This is a genomic window from Streptosporangium lutulentum (assembly GCF_030811455.1).
Classification (GTDB): Bacteria; Actinomycetota; Actinomycetes; order Streptosporangiales; family Streptosporangiaceae; genus Streptosporangium; species Streptosporangium lutulentum.
The window spans coordinates 1,841,136-1,858,517 of the sequence record NZ_JAUSQU010000001.1; the positions used below are offsets into that span (position 1 = coordinate 1,841,136).

The following is a 17,382-nucleotide window of genomic DNA, read 5'->3' on the forward strand; positions in this document are numbered from 1 at the left end:
GACCTGCTGAAACCGTGGACGACGTTCGTGGCATGGCCGGTCAGCAGCTAGTAGGGCTTGGTTAGGTGGGGACGGGCTGGGCGTGTCTGGGTAACGCTCGGCGGCAGGTGGGGCAGATTCCGGCCCAGCACGCCAGGAGTAGTTGCAACTCGGCGATGATCCGGTAGGTGCTCAAACCGCAGCCGGCACTTTTGGGTCGAGCCGCTCCAGGGTGCAGAAGGCGTGTGCGACCGAGGCCAGGGTCACGTGATGGTGCCAGCCACTCCAGGTGCGGCCCTCGAAGTGGTCCAGACCCAGGCCGGTCTTCAACTCCCGGTAGTCGTGTTCGATGCGCCAGCGGATTTTGGCCAGGCGCACCAGGCGCCGTAGCGGGATGTCTGCCGGGAGGGTGGACAGCCAGTATTTGGTCGGCTCGCTCTCACCAGGTGGCCATTCGGCCAGCAGCCAGCACACCGGCAGATCCTCGCCCATGTGCGCGCGGCGGATCCGTAGCCCCGCCGGCCGTACCCGCAGCGCGACAAACCGTGAGCGCAACGGCCCCTTGGACCCGGCCCGCCAGGTCACCGCGTGCAGCGCGCGCCGTCCGGCGGCGGTCACGATCTGCTGGGCTGAGCGCGGCTTGTCTCGATAACGCGGCACCGGCCGCCGCCCAGTCCCCGCATACGGCGCGACCGTCCGGCCGGCATCGATGCCCAGCAGCGCGGTATCGGAGCGCACCCCCACCACGTAGCCGATGCCACGCTCGGTCAAGCCCAGACGAAAGGCCCCGTCTTGGCCATAGCCCTCATCGGCGACCACCAGCGGCGCCTCCAGCCCCCAGCAACACAGCTCATCGATCATGTCCAAAGCCAGCTGCCACTTGGGCACATGAGTGATGTCCGCGGGGATCCGGGCCCGTTGCCTGCGCGCCGCCACCGCGGCCGAATCCTCCGTGCGCGGTGAGGCCGCATCCCACCCCTCGGGCACGAACAGCCGCCAGTTCACCGGACAGGACGCGACGTCGGTGACCAGGTGCACACTCGGGGCGACCTGGCAGTTAGCGGTCTTGCCCAGCGCCCCGCAGTACTGCGGGGCCACTCCCGGCGACTCCTCACCATCCTTGACAAAGGACACATCATCGACCACCCAGGCGGCCGGGTTGATCGCCGTGTCCATCCGCCAGGCCAGCTCGGCCAGCACCAGTTGATGTGACCAGGGGGCGTCGGTGAGAAACTGCTGCAGCCCCTGGCGGTCCACGCCCAGCCGGGCCGCCATCGGCTCCATCGATTTACGGGCCCCGTCGGTCAGCAGGCCGCGCACATATCGTTCGCCCCATCGCCGCTGATCAGCACGGGCGAAACAGGAGAACACCTCGGCGGCGAACGTCTCCAGTCGCGCCCGCACGGCCTCGAGTTCTTGAGGGGTCATCTTCCCTCACCCCCAACGCAGGTGACATACCGTCTCCTACCCGAGGTAACCAAGTCCTACTAGTGGCCCGTCACTGAACCTTGGACGGGTAATTGATCTCCTGGGGTGAACCCGTCAGGCTGGCTGCTTCCGCAAGATAGGGAGGTGGTCATGGCGCGCCGACCAGAGGTGTTCGTCCGGCCGTTGTCGATGGAGGAAGGCCGCAGACTGCAGCGGATCACGAGGACCGCGAAGGATCCGATCAAGTTGCGGCGGGCGATCGTGGTGATGATGTCCGGCCAGGGCCAGTCGGTGCCGGACATCACCTCGTTGATGCAGGTCGGTGACGACTACGTCCGTGATGTCATCCACGCCTTCAACGAGCGGGGGTTTGACGCGCTGGACCCAAAATGGAGCGGGGGCCGTCCCCCGGCGATCAGTGAGCGGGTGCGTGAGCGCATCTGCCTGATCGCCAAGACGGTCCCCGCTGAGTGGGGCATCGCCGGCATGTCGACCTGGAGCCTGCGCACGCTGGCCGAGCACCTCATCGCCCGAGGGGTGGTGGCGGCGATCAGCCGCGAGCATCTGCGGCGGATCCTGCGCAAGGGCGGGGTGAGCTGGCAGACCACCACGACGTGGAAGGCATCCACCGACCCGCACTTCATCGCCAAGATGCGACGCGTGCTGAAGCTGTATGACAGCCCGCCCGCTGATGGGCGGGTGATCTGCGTCGATGAGCTCGGGCCGCTGAATCTGCTGCCGCGTAAGGGCAAACGGTGGCGACCTCAGGGTTCACCGGCCCGGCTGCGGGCCACCTACCATCGCTACGACGGCGTCATGCAGATGATCGCGGCCCTGGATCTGGCCACCGGCAAGCTGTTTTACCGCATCCGCAAACGCAAACGCTGGCGGGAGTTCTTGTCCTTCCTCAAGACGCTCCGGGCGCGCTGGCCTGGCGAAAAACTGCATGTGATCATGGATAACTACTCGCCGCACAAGCACCGCGAGGTCCGCGCCTGGGCGGCTGCCAACGATGTCGAGCTGGTGTTCCTGCCGACCTATGGCTCGTGGTTGAACTGGATCGAGTCAGAATTCGCCGCCTTGCGCTACTACGCCCTCAATGGCACTGATCACCGCAGCCATGCCGAGCAGAACGCGGCGATCGGCGCCTATGTGCGCTGGCGCAACGCCCAAGCCCGGCCCAAGACGAACTTCGCCGCCAGCTCACCCATCAGAAGCTGGACCAGTTACCCGGCCAAGGTTGCGTGACGGGCCACTAGTAGGCGCCGGGGAAGGGGACCTCGTCCGGCCTCGTGGTGTGCAGCGCGGCCGTGGCCAGCTCGCGGATGTTCTGGTGCGGAGTGAGCCACGGGGAGATCGCCGCGGCGTCGAACGCCGCCAGAAGCGACTCCGTCGCGTACCCGGTACGGGCCTTCGTCCCGTTCCCGCCCGGGGCTTTCGCCGCGGGCCGGGCGTCGGACTCGCGAAAGAGGGCGGCCGCCCTGAGCAGGACGGCGATCGCCTGCTCCGAGCGGGCGGTGCGGATGAGGAACAACCCGCGCAGCCGCAGGGCGTGGCCTGTCGAGCCCGTGTCGAGCCCGGGCTCCGCACGGTCCAGCAGGTGCTCGGCGCGCTGCGTGTGACCGGCGGCCAGGGCCGCCTCCGCGGCCGCCAGGAGCCGGGCGGTTCGCCGCGCGGCCTGCGGTGACAGGTCCGCCGCCCAGGTGAGCAGCGTCGCCTGCGCGGCGTAGCCGCCGCGCAGACGGGCGCGGTGAGCCGAGTTCTCGAGTTCGGTGGCGATGCCCTCATCCGGGTGGCCGGCCGCCGCGGCGAGATGCCACGCGCGCCGGTCGGCGTCGGCTTCGCGGTCCGTGACCGCCGCCAGCGCGTCGTGGACACCTCGTTTGAGGTCGCCGCCGGCGGCGCCGTACACCCCGGAGCGGATCAGTGGGTGCCGGAAGCCGAGGACGGGCAGCGGGGTGACGAGGCCCGCGCCGATGGCGGGCTCGGTCGCGGCGACCAGATCCACCGCGCCGCCGGTCGCGCGAAGGTGGACCGCGGCGCGCCACACCAGATCGGGATCGCCCGTGGGGTCGGCCGCGGCGATCAGCAGGATGGTCTGCGTGTGAGCGGGTAGCGCCCGGACCTGGCGCAGGAACCGGGCTTCCAGCTGACGGCCCATCGGCAGGCGCTGGGAGAGGAGCGGGGCGGGGACCTGCTGGGTGACGAGTTCGCCGCCCAGCTCGCGGATGGCCAGCGGGTTGCCGCGGGTCTCGGCGACGATGCGGCCGGCGATGCTCGGGTCGAGCCTGCCCGTGACCGCCGTGGCCAGAAGCTCGTGGGCGGCCTCCTCGCAGAGCCCCGTCACCCGGTGCCAGGGGAGATCGTCCAAGACGGTTCCGCTGTCGCCGCAGCGCAGGCCGAACAGCAGGGCGACTCGGTCGGCCTGGAGACGGCGTCCGACGAAGGCGAGCGCGCGCAGGGATTCGTGGTCGAGCCACTGGGCGTCGTCGCACACGCACAGCACCGGCCGCTCCTCGGCGTGGTCGGTGAGCAGGGTGAGCACCGCCAGTCCGATCAGGAAGGGATCCGGGCGGGGGCCCTCGGTCAGGCCGAAGGCGGCACCGAGCGCGCCACGCTGGGGGGCGGGCAGGCGATCGCGGCGGTCCAGGATCGGCAGGAGAAACCGGTGCAGACCCGCATATCCAAGCTCGGACTCCGCCTCGACGCCCGTCACCCGGAGGATCCGCACGCCCGGTGCCGTCTCGGCCGCGTGGTCCAGCAGGGCGGTCTTGCCGATGCCCGGTTCGCCGCGGAGCACGAGTGTCCCGCTGGTTCCGTGCCGCGCGGCACTGAGCAGCTCTCCCATGAGTCGTTTCTCGGCTTCACGGTCGAGGAACGCCATGAATCGATCTTAATCGGCCTGGGGCTGGCCGGGCCAAGACTAAGGACTTACCTGGATACAAACCGGCCACCTGAGGGGCGACGATGGCGGGGCCGGTCGCCGATGAGGGACGGCGCCGAGCGATGAGGGCGACGGTTTCGGCCGGCGACCGTCGCGTCCTGAACTCGGCGATTCGGAGCCGAAAAGATCCGCGATCCATCCTGCGTCCGGAGGGCGTCGACCGATGATCCTTTTCGACACCCGGGATCTCCCCGCGGCCGATCGGGTGGAGGCGTTCCACGCCGCGGCGACGGGGATGACGGTGCCGTTCCGGATCGTTCACGAGGACCCGGACGGTGACGTCCACGCGCGCATGGATCGCTGGGATTTCGGGCGATCCTCGCTCTTCGGTACGCATGCCTCGGGGTTCCGGCTCATCCGCACGCCCAGGCACATCAGGATGGGGAGCCTGCCGATCGTGGCCCTCGTCATGCAGACGCAGGGACGGGGGCTCTTCGAGACCCAGGGACACCGGCAAGTCGTGGGCGCCCACGACCTCGTGCTCAACGACCTGACGACGCCCTACGAGTTCGCCTGGTCCGGCGACGGGACATCACGGGCGTTCATGGTGGAATACGACCAGCTCGCGCTGCCCGCCGACGTCGTCCGCGAAGCCTCGCGGGACCTTCGGGCAAGCCCGCTGTACGGGCTCGTCCGCCACCATTTCGGCACGCTGGCGCGCGACGCCGAACGGCTCAGCCTCGACGCCGGCGCGGACGGGCTGGCGGCGGCCGGCGTCGAACTGCTGCGGGCGCTCATCGTCTCCGCCGCCCGGGACGACAGATATTCGCGGCCCGTGAAGGCCGAGACCCTGCTGACGCGCGTCCTCGCCTACACCCGGTGGCATCTGACCGAACGCGACCTCACGCCCGAACGCATCGCCTCGGCGCACAACATCTCCGTGCGCTCCCTCTACAAGCTCTGCGAGCGGGCCGGGATGAGCCTGGAAAAGTGGATCATCGAGCAACGGCTGGAGGGAGCCCGCCGTGACCTCGCCTCACCCAACGGGCGACATCGCACCATCGCCTCCGTGGCCCACGCCTGGGGCTTCTCGGCCCCCGGTCACTTCTCCCGCAGATTCCACGACGCCTACGGTGTGCTGCCCAAAGACTGGCAACGCGCGGCACGCCGACTCTCGGAAGCCCCGGACCTCCGGTGAGCGCAGTTCCGATCGTGATCAGAAGCCTGCGACCCGGCCTCGGACGATGCCGGACGGGCGTGGTCGTGAGCCGCTCCTGTCGCGGACGGCCAGGTCGGGAGATTCGAGACCGCGAGCTCGCCGGAGACCGCGGCGTCGATTCGGTCGGCGTTGATCGAATAGGTCGACACCGGATACGAAAGGTCCATACCCTCGCGACATGGACGTGGGTACAGGACTGACGGCCGCAGGTCTCGTGGTCGCCGTCATGGCGGCGGTGATCGCATGGATCCAGCTCCGAAGGACGCCCAGGCCGGATTCCGGTTCGGCGAGTTCCACGGGACCCCAAGCGGGCGACGGCCCGCCGCCGGAACCCTCCTCCGGTCTCAAAGTGCTGCCACCGCCGACAGGGCTGCTACCTGATCACGTACGTGGCCGAGACGAACTCACGGCCGAGCTCCGTACCTTGATCGACACTCCCGACGGGCAGGTCCATCTCCTGGCGGGTCTCGGCGGCATCGGCAAAACCACGGTCGCGCTGCAGGTCGCCGCGGAAGCACGGGCGGGAGGCCGGCCGGTGTGGTGGGTGGCCGCCGGCGACGCACAGGCTCTCACTCTCCAGTTGCTCGGTCTGGCACGCGAGCTGGGTGCCACAGCGGGTGAGGTGGAAGAGGCGATCGAAGGCCGTCGTAACCCCGCGAGCCTGCTTTGGCGGTCTCTTGAAGCCTCTGACGGCTGGCTCCTGGTGATCGACAACGCCGACGATCCGCGCGTGCTACAGGTTGGGGATCAGCCCGTCGCGGGTGGCAACGGATGGCTTCGACCGACCACATCCGGCCTTTTGCTGGTGACCAGCCGTGTCAGCGGGTCGCCGGAATGGGGCCGCCATGTGACGGTCCATCGATTGAACGCCCTGTCCGTCGAGGACGGGGCACGGATGCTGCTCGACCTGGCGCCGGAAGCGGGCGGTACGGCGGAGGCGCGGGCCTTGTCGGCAAGGCTGGGAGGACTGGCGCTGGCACTCCGTCACGCGGGCATGCATCTCGCCATGACCTTCGCCGCCGAGAGAGAATTCGCCGTGTACCGTGAAGCCCTGGACGGCAGAGGCCATCAATTGATGAACGAGAGCACGGAGGCCAGGTCGAACATCGCGACCACGTGGGAGCTGTCGCTCGATCTCCTTGAAAGTCAAGGCTTCCCTCACGCGCGTGCCTTGTTGGGGGTTTTCTCCTGCTTCGCGGCTCCCTCCCCGATCCCGGCTTTTCTGTTCGACCACGAGCAATTGAGCGCCGTTTGTGGAGATCGAGGAATCAGCGGTGTGATCGGTGGGCTGACGGCGCTCCATTCCGTTGGAATGGTCGAGGGCACGGTGACGCCGGACAACGCGCTGAACGGTGTCATCGTCCACCCCCTCGTGGCCGAGACCACTCGGCACAAGCTCTCGGGTGAGACCCTGGGCAGGGAAACCGCAACGGTAGCCGTCAGGTTGGTGTCGGGCGCCGCCGGCGGACTCGGTGTCGATCGCTCAACGGACTGGCCGAGGTGGAAGCAACTTCCCGAACATCTCCGCAGGTTTTGGATGGTCATCTCCGAGGATCTTGACGAAACGGGCATGAGAAGCCTCGCGGAGGCATCAGCGATCTGCGCTGTGGGTCTCACCTACGGTGGCGCCTATCACGTCGCTCTGGATCTCATGGAGGTCGCGCTGGCGGGAACCGAGAATCGCCTCCCCGCCGATGATCCGGTAGTTCTCGAACTCAGGCATCGGCACGCGAGCGCCTACATGTTCCTCGGCCTCACCGTCGACGCGGAGCGTGAATTCCGGCAGCTTCTCGAAGATCGGACGAGGGTTCTGGGGCCGGACCATCCCAAGACACTGACCATGCGCCACAACCTGGCGCGTGTTCTCGCCGACCAGGGGAGGCTGGCCGAGGCTCAGCATGAGTTCTCGGAGACCTACGAGTCGAAGGTGCGGGTACTGGGGCCGGACGACCCCGACACACTCGCCACCCGCTACGAGGCCGCCCGTGTCCTCCTCGTCCAGGGAAAGGCGTCTGAGGCCGAGCAGGAGCACCGCTCCATCTACGAGGTCAAGGTGCGGGTACTGGGGCCGGAACATCCTGACACGCTCGTGTCGCGCCATGAGATCCCCAAGACGCTTCTGGCTCAGGGAAGAGCCGTCGAGGCCGAACGTGAACTGCGAGAGCTTTACGATCTCCGAGTACGGCTTCTCGGCCCCGATCATCCCCACGTGATGACGACGGGGCATGAGATGGCCCGGGCCTTCGCCGAGCAAGGACGCCACGAGGAGGCCGAGCGCCAGTACCGGACGGTCCTCGAAGCCAGGCGGCGCGTGCTGGGTGCGGAGAACAAATACACGCTCGTCACCGAAGAGGCGTTGTCCACGTTGCTGCGGCGCCCCGCCGGCCCCACCTCGGAGAATGAGCGCGACGCTTCAGGCCCACCCCGGTTCGACGACCGAAAGTGAACACTCGCCAGACCGGCGGACCTCCGACGCTCGCGGCGGCAGCGGGCGGGCAGCCGCGGCCGGCTTCACCGGCTGAGCGTGTCCCGGCAGGTGGCGGTCGCCGGTGTGCTCACCCGTCCGGACCCGAATGCGGTTACGGCCCCGCGACCGCGGGCCGTAAGAAGACCTGAAGGAGACCGTAAGGGCCGCCCGGCATCGTAGGGGGTGTCAGCAGGAAGACCCCAGAGGGGAGGCCGGGATGGACGAGCGGTTACGGGTGGCGATCATCATCGGAAGCACCCGCGACGGCCGGTTCGGCCCGACCGTGGCCGAGTGGTTCGCCGCCAAGGCCCGAAGGCGCGAGGACCTGGAGGTCGACGTCGTCGACCTCGCGGAGGCCGGACTGCCCGACACCCTCTCCGGCGAGGAGGGAACACCGGCCCCCGCGCCGGTGCGGGTCCTGGCTCCGCGCCTCGCCGCGGCGGACGCCTTCGCGGTGGTGACGCCCGAGTACAACCGGAGCTTTCCCGCACCGCTCAAGACCGCCATCGACTGGTACTACGAGGAGTGGCAGGCCAAGCCCGTCACCTTCGTGTCCTACGGCCGGGAGTCCGGCGGCCGGTACGCCACCGACCACCTTCGGCAGGTCTTCACCGAGCTGCACGCGGTGGCGATCCGGGAGACCGTCAGCCTTCCCTGCTACTGGGACCTGTTCGCCGCCGACGGCTCCTGGCCCAAGGCGACGGCGACCTGCAACGCGACAGCCAGGATCACGCTCGACCGGCTCACCTGGTGGGCTCACGCACTGCGCGAGGCCCGCATTCGACGTCCGTACAAAGCCTGAAAAATTGGAGAAAATCATGCGCAAGATCATCGCTTCCACGTATGCCACGCTCGACGGTTACATCGACAACCCGCACCTGTGGTCGCTGGACTACTGGAGCGACGAGGCCGCCCGGTTCGCGAAGGACCAGCTCTTCTCCTGCGACGGGCTGCTGATGGGGCGGGTCACCTACGAGGGCTTCGCCGCCTCCTGGCCCGAGCGCACCGGCGACCCCTTCTCCGACCGGATCAACAGCATGTCCAAATACGTTGTGACGTCGACACTGGAGAAGGCCGACTGGAACAACACGACCGTCATCCCGGGCGACGACCTGGTGAAGCGGGTGACGGAGCTGAAGGAGCAGCCGGGTCAGGACATCCTCATGTACGGCATCGGGAACCTCACCGACGGGCTCATGGCCGGCGGCCTGCTCGACGAGTATCGGATCTGGGTGCACCCCGAGATCCGAGGCGAGGGCCAGCCGTTGTTCCGTGAGGGCGTGAAGGCCAAGCTCAAGCACCTCGGTACGCGGACCTTCGAGTCGGGCGTCGTCATCCTGTCCTACCAGCCGATCTACGAGGGCTGAGAATCCTCCGGCCGGATGTCGAGATGACGTCGGCAGGTTCGACAGATATTTCGACAGGTATGAGGAACCGACGAACATCCTTCCGGCGGGCGGCACCGTCCACCCGTGCTTCTCGAAGAACAGGAAACGATCGTGAGTGAGCTGCAGAAGAACGTCCAGGCCGTTGCCGACCGGCTTGTCGACTCGGGAGCCGAGCGGGGCGTGCAGGTCGCCGTCTACCGGGGCGCCGAGCAGATCGTCGATGTCGTGGCGGGTGTGGCCGACCCCGAGACCGGCCGCGCCGTCACCCCGGACACGCCGTTCTACAACTTCTCGATCGGCAAGGGCGCGACCGCGACCGTCGCCCACATCCTCGCCGAGCGCGGTCTGTACACCTACGACACCCCGGTCGCCGAGCTGTGGCCGGAGTTCGGGGCGCACGGCAAGGAGGGCGTGACCGTACGGCACGTGCTCAACCACACGGCCGGCGTGCCGGGCCTCTCGCTCGACAGCACGGCCGAGGACGTCTGCGACTGGGACAAGATGTGCGCGGCGCTTGAGAACGCCGAGCTCTGGTGGGAACCGGGCACCAAAATGGGCTATCACGCCTACACCTTCGGCTACCTGGTGGGGGAGATCGTCCGGCGCGCCACGGGGAAGCCGATCTCGCAGGTGCTGCTGGAGGAGGTCTCCGGGCCGCTCGGCGTCGCCGACGAGCTCTACTTCGGGGTGCCGGAGTCCGAGCACCACCGGCTGGCCAAGCTGGAGGACGAGCCGATGGACCCCTCGGCGTTCGGCGACATGCCCGACGACCTGCCGATGTTCAAGGCCGGGCCGATGACGCTGTTCCCGGCGGCCGGTCTCGGCAACCGCCGCGACGTACTCGGCGCCGACATCCCGGCCGGCGGCAAGACGACCGCGCGGGCCATCGCGAAGATGTACGCGGCGCTGCTGGGCGAGGTCGACGGGGTGCGGCTGCTGACGCCGGAGCGGCTCCGCGAGGCCACGAGGAAGTCGTCGTCCGGCATCGACGAGATCTTCGGGATGCCGTCCGCGTTCGCCCTGGGATACGCCCTGGGCTCGCCCGTCGACCAGTCGCCGGAGACGGTCTTCGGAATGGCCGGGGCCGGGGGGAGCGGCGCCTACGCGGACACCGCGACCGGGCTCGTGGTCGCCGTCACCAAGAACCGCCTGACCAACGACTTCACCGCGTACGGCCAGGTCGCCGACGTCGTCAAGCGTCTCGCGTCCTGACCCGCCCGTTCCCGCCCGCCCTCACGTCACGTGGGGGCGGGCGGTTCCCTTTTCACGGGAGCGTCACGCCGCGTGGGCGCACCTCCCGAGGACGCGCCGGCGGCGGATCTATGATTTTGATACCGAAGGGAACGCCATGGACATCAGGGACTACGCGGACAAGGTCTGGCGCGGCGCGATGGAGGACAACATCGCGCACGCCGGGATGGGCGGCAGCGGGGTCGTGGAGATCGCTGACGGGCTCGGCTGGCAGCCCGGGTTCGGTAACGCGATCGCGTTCCGCAACGCGGGCGAGCTGATCCTCTTCGACACCGGGAACGCGATCGCCGCCGACCGGCTGCACTCCCGGATCCGGGAGTGGACGACCGATCCGCTGACCACCGCGTTCTACTCGCACGGGCACATCGACCACGTCATGGGCATGGCCCCCTTCGACGCCGAAGAGGGCGCCCGGCCCCAGGTCGTCGCGCACGAGCTGGTCCGCGACCGCTTCGACCGCTACGTGCTGACCGCCGGCTACAACTCCGTGATCAACCAGCGGCAGTTCCAGCTCCCCGAGCTGCGCTGGCCGACCGAGTACCGGCACCCGGACGTCACCTATCGCGACGCCATGACCGTCTCCCGGGCCGAGCTCACGTTCGAGCTCTTCCACGCCAAGGGCGAGACCGACGACGCCACGGTGGCCTACGTGCCGGAGTACAGACTGCTGCTGCCCGGCGACCTGTTCATCTGGCTCGCGCCCAACTGCGGCAACCCGCAGAAGGTGCAGCGCTACCCCCGCGAATGGGTCCAGGCCCTGCGCCGCATGGCCGCCCTCGACGCCGAGATCATGCTGCCCTCGCACGGCGCACCGATCTTCGGCGCCGACCGGATCGCCCAGGCCCTCCTGGAGACCGCCGAGTGGCTGGAGAGCATCGTCGAGCAGACCCTCGCGATGCTGAACGAGGGCCGCCGCCTCGACGACGTCGTGCTCGCCGTCGTCCCACCCCGGCACCTGGCCGACCGGGTCTACCTGCAGGCCAAGTACGACGAGCCGGAGTTCGTCGTCCGCAACCTGTGGCGGATGTACGGGGGCTGGTACGACGGAAACCCGGCGCACCTCAAACCCGCCCGTGACGCCGACCTCGCCCGTGCCGTCGCCGATCTCGCGGGCGGCGCCCTCCGGATCGCGGACGCCGCCCGCCGGGCCGCCGCCACCGGAGACCTGCGGGTGGCCGCCCACCTGGCCGAGATGGCCGTCCAGGCCGACCCCGGCGACGCGAGCCTGCACGAGGTCCGGGCCGAGGTCTACGCCGCCCGCGCCGAGGCCGAGTCCTCCCTCATGGCCACCGGCATCTACTCCTGGGCCGCCGCCGAATCCCGCCGGGCCGCCGATCAGGGGGAAAGACCTTCCCCTTGAGCCCGGGGCAAGCCGCGGAGCCGGTTTTCCGGGTGGGCCACCCGGCTGGCAGGATGGCGGGTGTGACCCTTGCCGCGTCGGCACTGCGCGTGCCACGAGCCGTCGTCTTCGCGACGTTGTGCGTCGTGGTCTCCGCGGGCGGTCACGTCCTGGCCGGCGGCGGGCCGGTCCCGCCGCGTCTGGTCGCTCTCGGCGCGGCGATCGCCTTCTGCGTGGCGTACGCGCTCAACGGACGTGAGCGTGGCGCGGACGTCGTGCTCGCCGCGACCGTCGGAGCCCAGATCCTGCTGCACGAACTGTTCGGCCGGGCCGCGCCCGCGCCGCACCTGACGGTCGCCGCCGATCACGCCCACCCCGGCTGGGGCATGGCGGCGGTCCACCTGGTGGTGGCACTGGGCACGGGATGGTGGCTGCACCGCGGCGAGAGCGCGCTGTGGTTCATGATCCGTCTGTACGGCGGGCGGATGCCGGTGATCCGGCTGCGCCTCGCCTGCGCCGCCGAGGTGACGCCGCCCGCCTGGCAGGCCGTACCGGCCGCCGGCGTCCGGCCGTACGGCGGCTGGGAGATCCTCCCCGTGCTGCGGCGGCGCGGCCCGCCCGCGTCCCGACCCACCGGCTGAGGAACCTCCCCGAAGGGTCCGGCGGCCGGTGTGCCCCCGTGACCAGGCGCTTCCTTCCTCCACCGAAGCGTCCCTCCGGTTGTGCCGATCCGCGACGAGGGCGCGGACCGGGAGTTCCCTTGGAGCCCGTGATGGCATACATGCCACGATTCATACGCAGGACGGTGTCGGCGACGCTCTGCTGCGGGTTGTTTCTCATGCTCACCGCGCCCGCCGCGCTCGCCCACGACAGCCTGAAGAGCAGTTCCCCGGCGAAGGACGCCAAGATCTCGACCATCGAGCGGATCGAGCTGGAGTTCAGCGCCCACGTCCTGTTCCCCACGGTCGTCCTGCGCGAGGCGAAGGGCAAGTCCGTGGACATCGGCCAGGCACACGCCGACGGCCCGAAGGTCACCGCCAAGGTTCCGCGAACACCGCCCGACGGCAAATACGTGATCGCCTGGCGGGTGGTCTCCTCCGACGGTCACCCGATCGAGGGGGAGATCCCCTTCACCGTGACCGGCTCGGCTCCGTCGTCCGCGAAGCATCCCGCGCGGGCGTCGGCGCTCAGGCCGTCCGCCGCACCCGATTCCGTCTCCGCCGGCGATCAGGTGGGCACCCAGGGCGTTTCGACCTGGATATGGGTCGCCCTCGCCGTGCTCCTGACGATCGGTGCGGGGGCCTGGCTCCGGTACTCCAACCCGGATCGGCCCGGCAGCGCGAAGTGACCTCCCCGACCCCGCCGGCGGGCCTGACGTTCCGCCTCGCCCGCGCCGCCGCCTTCTCCGCGGTCTGCCTCGGGTTGAGCGTTACGGCCCACGTCCTCGCCGGAAACCAGGTCTCCGCCCCGAGCGCGGCCGGCGGGCTGGCGCTGGCGTTCCTGACGGCCCTGGGAGCGTCGGGACGCGAACGCACACCGGCCGTGATCATGCCGGTTCTCGTCGGCCTGCAGGCCGTACTGCACCTGCTTTTCTCCTTCGCGCACGCCACGTCCCACGTTGAGATCACCGGGCACGTCCACTCGGGGCTGCTGCCCGACCTGGGCATGCTGGTGGCGCACGGCTGGGCCGCCGGGCTGACCTCGCTGTGGCTGGCGCGTGGGGAGGCGGCTCTCTGGGCGATGCTGCGGCGGCTGGACGTACGGCTCCGCCTCCTGCTCGTCGTGTGCGCCGATCCCGCCTACACCGCCTTCCTGCCCTCGCGCACGGCCGAGCCGGCGATCCTCCGCTCGGCGATCCTGCGTCACGCCGTGAGCCGGCGTGGTCCTCCCGGGTCTGTCACCGCCGTCTCCGGCTGACCGCTCAGGTCGCCGGGGGACGTCACCTCGCTCCCGAGCCCGCGCGTGCGGGCACCTGCCGAGCCGTCGTCCGGCCGCTCGGTGGATCGAACCTGCGTGACAACTCCGGGCTGTCCGTCCGGCGGGCCACATCAAGGCGGCATTCGGCCGCGGCCCGCCGACGTCGGCCAGAAGATCAGAAGAAGGGCATCACCATGCTTTCTCCTCGTGTCGCCCCCGCCGGAATCCTGCTCGCGGCCGTGATGGCGCTCAGCGGATGCGGCTCCCAGAACGCGACCACGACACCGGCGGCGGCCGGAAGCACCGCGCCCGCTGCGGCCACCTCCACTGCGGTCACCGCCACGGAGACCGGTGCCGGATCGGCGACAGCCTCCGGGCTGACGATCACCGATCCGTGGGTGAAGACCGTCAAGAAGGGCATGACCTCCGCCTTCGGCACCCTGGTCAACACCACCGACGCCGACGTGACCGTCGTCTCCGCGACCTCTCCTCTGTCGCCGATGGTCGAGCTGCACGAGATCGCCGACTCGGGCGGCAAGATGGTCATGCGCCCGAAGAAGGGCGGTTTTGTCATCCCGGCTCGCGGCTCGCAACAGCTTCAGCCCGGCGGCGACCACCTCATGCTGATGGGCGTCACGCAAGAGGTGAAACCCGGCGCCCGGATCCCCTTCACCCTCACCCTCGCCGGCGGGCGGACCGTGACGTTCACCGCGGTCGGCAAGGACTTCGCCGGCGCCAAGGAGGATTACCAGCCCGGCATGGGTGAGGGCTGATGCGAGAGCCCCAGCTGACACGCAGGGGACTGCTGGCGGGAGGCGCCGCCACCGCGGTCGGCGCCCTCGCCGCCTGCGCCCCCGAGCAGACCGCCTCCCCGGGCCGGTCCGTCGCCGGAACGGCGTCGACACCGGCCTCCCCCGCCGGCGGCCTGGCGGTGGAACCCTTCCACGGCCTCCATCAGGCGGGCGTCGCCACGCCACCCCAGGCCCACGCGGTCTTCGTCGGCCTCGACCTGCTCCCGGGCACCGACCGGGACGCGGTCGTGCGGATGATGCAGCTCCTGACCGACGACGCCCGGCGGCTGACCGGGGGCCGGCCCGCGCTGGCCGACACCGAGCCGGAGCTGGCGGTGCTGCCCTCCCGGCTGACCGTCACCTTCGGGTTCGGCCCCGGTCTCTTCACGGCGGCCGGGGTGGAGGACCGGCGCCCCGCGTCGATCGCGCCCCTGCCGGGGTTCGCGATCGACAAACTCCGGAAGGAGTGGACCGGCGGTGACCTGCTGCTGCAGATCTGCGCCGAGGACGGCCTCGCCCTCGCCCACACCCTGCGCATGATCATCAAGGACGCCCGGTCCTTCACCCGGGTGCGCTGGACGCAACGGGGCTTCCGGAGCGGCCCGCAGACCCAGGCCCCAGGGCTGACCCACCGCAACCTCATGGGCCAGCTCGACGGAACCGTCAACCCCCGGCCGGGCACGCCCGACTTCGACCGGGCCGTGTGGGTGAGCGACGGCCCCGGCTGGCTGCACGGCGGCACCACGCTCGTGCTGCGGCGCATCCGCGCGGAGCTGGAGACCTGGGACGCCGCCGACCGGGTCGCCAGGGAGTTCACGATAGGCCGCCGGCTGGACAACGGAGCCCCGCTCACCGGGCAGGCCGAACACGACGAGCCCGACTTCGGCAGGCTCACCCCGGCCGGCTTCCCCGTCATCTCCGAACAGGCCCACATCCGCCGGGCCCACGTCAAGGACCCGAACATGCGCATCCTGCGCCGGGTCTACAACTACGACGAGGGTCTCACCTCCGAAGGACACGCCGACTCCGGACTGCTGTTCGCCTCCTACCAGGCCGACATCACCCGGCAGTTCCTTCCCATCCAGAAAAGCCTGGCCGAGGCCGACCTCCTCAACGAGTGGACGACACCCATCGGCTCCGCCGTGTTCGCCGTCCCACCGGGATGCTCACCCGGCGGCTGGATCGGAGAGACCCTGCTGGCCTGACATGTCATGACCGTCCAGGGGGGCGCGGGAACTACGCGCGAGACACCGCGTCGAGCACGTCAAGGTACCCGTCGCCGGCTCGCCACAGCGCGTCCGCGACCGGTTCGAGTTTGCCCGGGCTCCAGCGCCGGTCCTCGTACGCCCGCGTGCACGCGCGAAGGTTGCGCAGGCTGACCGCCAGCTCCTCGTGCAGCCGCCCCAGCAGCAGGTCCTCGGCTGGGGCGGCCAGGCGGACGGTTTCGCCGTGCCCGTCGCGCAGCGCGGCCAGCGTGTCCTCCCGCACTCCGTCCGTGTCGTCCCAGACCAGGGCCGGCCGATCGATGCGGTGGTTCCAGACCGGCGCACGCGCGGACCTCCACCAGACCAGCACCGGGTTCCTGGCCAGGCGGGTGGCATTGGCCCAGTGCTGCGCGCCGGGCGGTTCACTCCACCAGGCGACCTCGTCGGCCGGAAGGTCGACGCACAGGGCGACCGTCACGGTTTCCAGGTCGCGCGGCGGGCCGAGCAGGTCCGCGGCCACCCACATCTGGGTCACCCGCAACGGAAAGATCGAGGGCGGCCGGGTGGCCATCTGGGCGCACTCCTGCGCCAGCGACTCCAGATGATGCACGGCGCGGGTCCATTTCATCCGGCCATCCTCGCCCATGCGGGTGGACCGTCGAGCCCACGCCATGGAGATCACCGGGGGCGCGGGGCACACCGGCGGGCCGTACGGGGTCCTCGTGGTCGTTTTGACGCGCGGGGTGAAGCGCTTCACGGGGCTTTTATCATGATTTACGACTTCATGTCACTAAATCGGCAAATATGCGCGCATAGGGGAAGGGACGTTGATTCCACTCATGAGCTGATCGCCGGAGGTCCTCATGGTTCGAAGAATGCTCGTCCTGATGGCCCTCGCCGTCCTCGTGCTGGGTGGCGCGATCAGCGGCGTCGCCGCCGCTCAATCGGCTCCCAGCGACCAGGACAGTCATTTCCTGGTCCAGGCGCACCGGGCCAACCTGGCCGAGATCGAGGCAGGGAAGACCGCTCTGGACAAGGCGAGTGACCAGACCGTCCGCGACCTCGCCAACAGGTTCGTCGCCGACCACACGAGGCTCGACGCGAACGTGCGGAAGGCGGCCGAGGATCTCAACGTGACCCTGCCCGACCGACCCGGTCCCAAGCAGCGCGCCGTACTCGACAAGGTGTCGGCACTGAGCGGAGCGGCCTTCGACCGCGCGTGGATAGCCGCGGAGATCAAGGGACACCGGGAGACCCTCGACGCGGTGAACACCGAGCTGAGGGACGGCTCCTCCACCGAGGTGAAGCAGCTCGCCACGGACGCCAAGCCCGTCGTGCAGGAGCACCTGAACCTGCTGGAGAAGGCCCGAGGCTCCGAGAAGACGCCGGAGAGCACGCCGAGCCCCAGCTGACCGGCGGCCAAGGCCACCGGTCCGGCCCCGCGTTCCGGCGCCCGGCGGCGCCGTCCGGGGCCGGACCGGCCCACATGGGCCGGCGGGCATCGGATCCGGGCG

The 17,382-nt window shown here is 69.8% G+C and carries 16 protein-coding genes; 13 read left to right on the forward strand and 3 right to left on the reverse strand.

Annotated features, from left to right (window positions below; all coding sequences use genetic code 11):
* Positions 1–171 precede the first annotated feature (171 nt).
* The gene (locus J2853_RS07705) at positions 172–1,407 is read right to left on the reverse strand and encodes an IS701 family transposase (protein WP_307554052.1); all 1,236 of its coding nucleotides are present in this window, start codon (positions 1,405–1,407) and stop codon (positions 172–174) included.
* A gap of 150 nt (positions 1,408–1,557) precedes the next feature.
* Here J2853_RS07705 and J2853_RS07710 point away from each other — a divergent pair, with 150 nt between their 5' ends.
* On the forward strand, positions 1,558–2,655 hold the full coding sequence (locus tag J2853_RS07710; RefSeq protein WP_307554255.1) for an IS630 family transposase: 1,098 nt from the start codon (positions 1,558–1,560) through the stop codon (positions 2,653–2,655).
* Positions 2,656–2,662: 7 nt separating this feature from the next.
* Here J2853_RS07710 and J2853_RS07715 read toward each other — a convergent pair whose 3' ends face one another.
* Positions 2,663–4,291, reverse strand: a complete 1,629-nt coding sequence (locus J2853_RS07715; RefSeq protein ID WP_307556272.1) for an AAA family ATPase — start codon at positions 4,289–4,291, stop codon at positions 2,663–2,665.
* A gap of 223 nt (positions 4,292–4,514) precedes the next feature.
* On the opposite strand from J2853_RS07715, the gene J2853_RS07720 reads away from it, so the two are divergent.
* From J2853_RS07720 to J2853_RS07770, 11 genes are all read left to right on the forward strand, one after another.
* Positions 4,515–5,489, forward strand: a complete 975-nt coding sequence (locus tag J2853_RS07720; RefSeq protein WP_307556273.1) for a helix-turn-helix domain-containing protein — start codon at positions 4,515–4,517, stop codon at positions 5,487–5,489.
* A gap of 565 nt (positions 5,490–6,054) precedes the next feature.
* On the forward strand, positions 6,055–7,956 hold the full coding sequence (locus tag J2853_RS07725) for a tetratricopeptide repeat protein (protein ID WP_307556274.1): 1,902 nt from the start codon (positions 6,055–6,057) through the stop codon (positions 7,954–7,956).
* A gap of 238 nt (positions 7,957–8,194) precedes the next feature.
* Positions 8,195–8,779: an NADPH-dependent FMN reductase gene (locus J2853_RS07730; RefSeq protein WP_307556275.1), complete on the forward strand. Its 585-nt coding sequence runs from the start codon at positions 8,195–8,197 to the stop codon at positions 8,777–8,779.
* A 16-nt stretch (positions 8,780–8,795) separates the two neighbouring features.
* Positions 8,796–9,344, forward strand: coding sequence for a dihydrofolate reductase family protein (locus tag J2853_RS07735; RefSeq protein WP_307556276.1), 549 nt, complete (start codon positions 8,796–8,798; stop codon positions 9,342–9,344).
* 132 nt (positions 9,345–9,476) lie between these two features.
* Positions 9,477–10,577 carry a serine hydrolase domain-containing protein gene (locus J2853_RS07740; RefSeq protein ID WP_307556277.1) on the forward strand — a complete coding sequence of 367 codons (1,101 nt, stop codon included), beginning with the start codon at positions 9,477–9,479 and terminating at the stop codon, positions 10,575–10,577.
* 136 nt (positions 10,578–10,713) lie between these two features.
* Positions 10,714–11,976 (forward strand): alkyl sulfatase dimerization domain-containing protein, encoded by a 1,263-nt coding sequence (locus J2853_RS07745; RefSeq protein ID WP_307556278.1) that lies wholly within the window; start codon positions 10,714–10,716, stop codon positions 11,974–11,976.
* Positions 11,977–12,038: 62 nt separating this feature from the next.
* Positions 12,039–12,596, forward strand: a complete 558-nt coding sequence (locus J2853_RS07750) for a hypothetical protein (RefSeq protein WP_307556279.1) — start codon at positions 12,039–12,041, stop codon at positions 12,594–12,596.
* Positions 12,597–12,736: 140 nt separating this feature from the next.
* Positions 12,737–13,303 carry a copper resistance CopC family protein gene (locus tag J2853_RS07755; protein WP_307556280.1) on the forward strand — a complete coding sequence of 189 codons (567 nt, stop codon included), beginning with the start codon at positions 12,737–12,739 and terminating at the stop codon, positions 13,301–13,303.
* Positions 13,300–13,872 carry an MFS transporter gene (locus J2853_RS07760; protein WP_307556281.1) on the forward strand — a complete coding sequence of 191 codons (573 nt, stop codon included), beginning with the start codon at positions 13,300–13,302 and terminating at the stop codon, positions 13,870–13,872. Before J2853_RS07755 ends, J2853_RS07760 begins: the two co-directional genes overlap by 4 nt.
* A 194-nt stretch (positions 13,873–14,066) precedes the next feature.
* Positions 14,067–14,645 (forward strand): copper chaperone PCu(A)C, encoded by a 579-nt coding sequence (locus J2853_RS07765; RefSeq protein ID WP_307556282.1) that lies wholly within the window; start codon positions 14,067–14,069, stop codon positions 14,643–14,645.
* Complete coding sequence (locus J2853_RS07770; RefSeq protein ID WP_307556283.1) at positions 14,645–15,868, forward strand: Dyp-type peroxidase; 1,224 nt, start codon at positions 14,645–14,647, stop codon at positions 15,866–15,868. Before J2853_RS07765 ends, J2853_RS07770 begins: the two co-directional genes overlap by 1 nt.
* A gap of 31 nt (positions 15,869–15,899) precedes the next feature.
* Here J2853_RS07770 and J2853_RS07775 read toward each other — a convergent pair whose 3' ends face one another.
* On the reverse strand, positions 15,900–16,496 hold the full coding sequence (locus tag J2853_RS07775; RefSeq protein WP_307556284.1) for a DUF7711 family protein: 597 nt from the start codon (positions 16,494–16,496) through the stop codon (positions 15,900–15,902).
* Positions 16,497–16,743: 247 nt separating this feature from the next.
* Here J2853_RS07775 and J2853_RS07780 point away from each other — a divergent pair, with 247 nt between their 5' ends.
* Positions 16,744–17,280 carry a DUF4142 domain-containing protein gene (locus J2853_RS07780; RefSeq protein ID WP_307556285.1) on the forward strand — a complete coding sequence of 179 codons (537 nt, stop codon included), beginning with the start codon at positions 16,744–16,746 and terminating at the stop codon, positions 17,278–17,280.
* Positions 17,281–17,382: the final 102 nt, after the last annotated feature.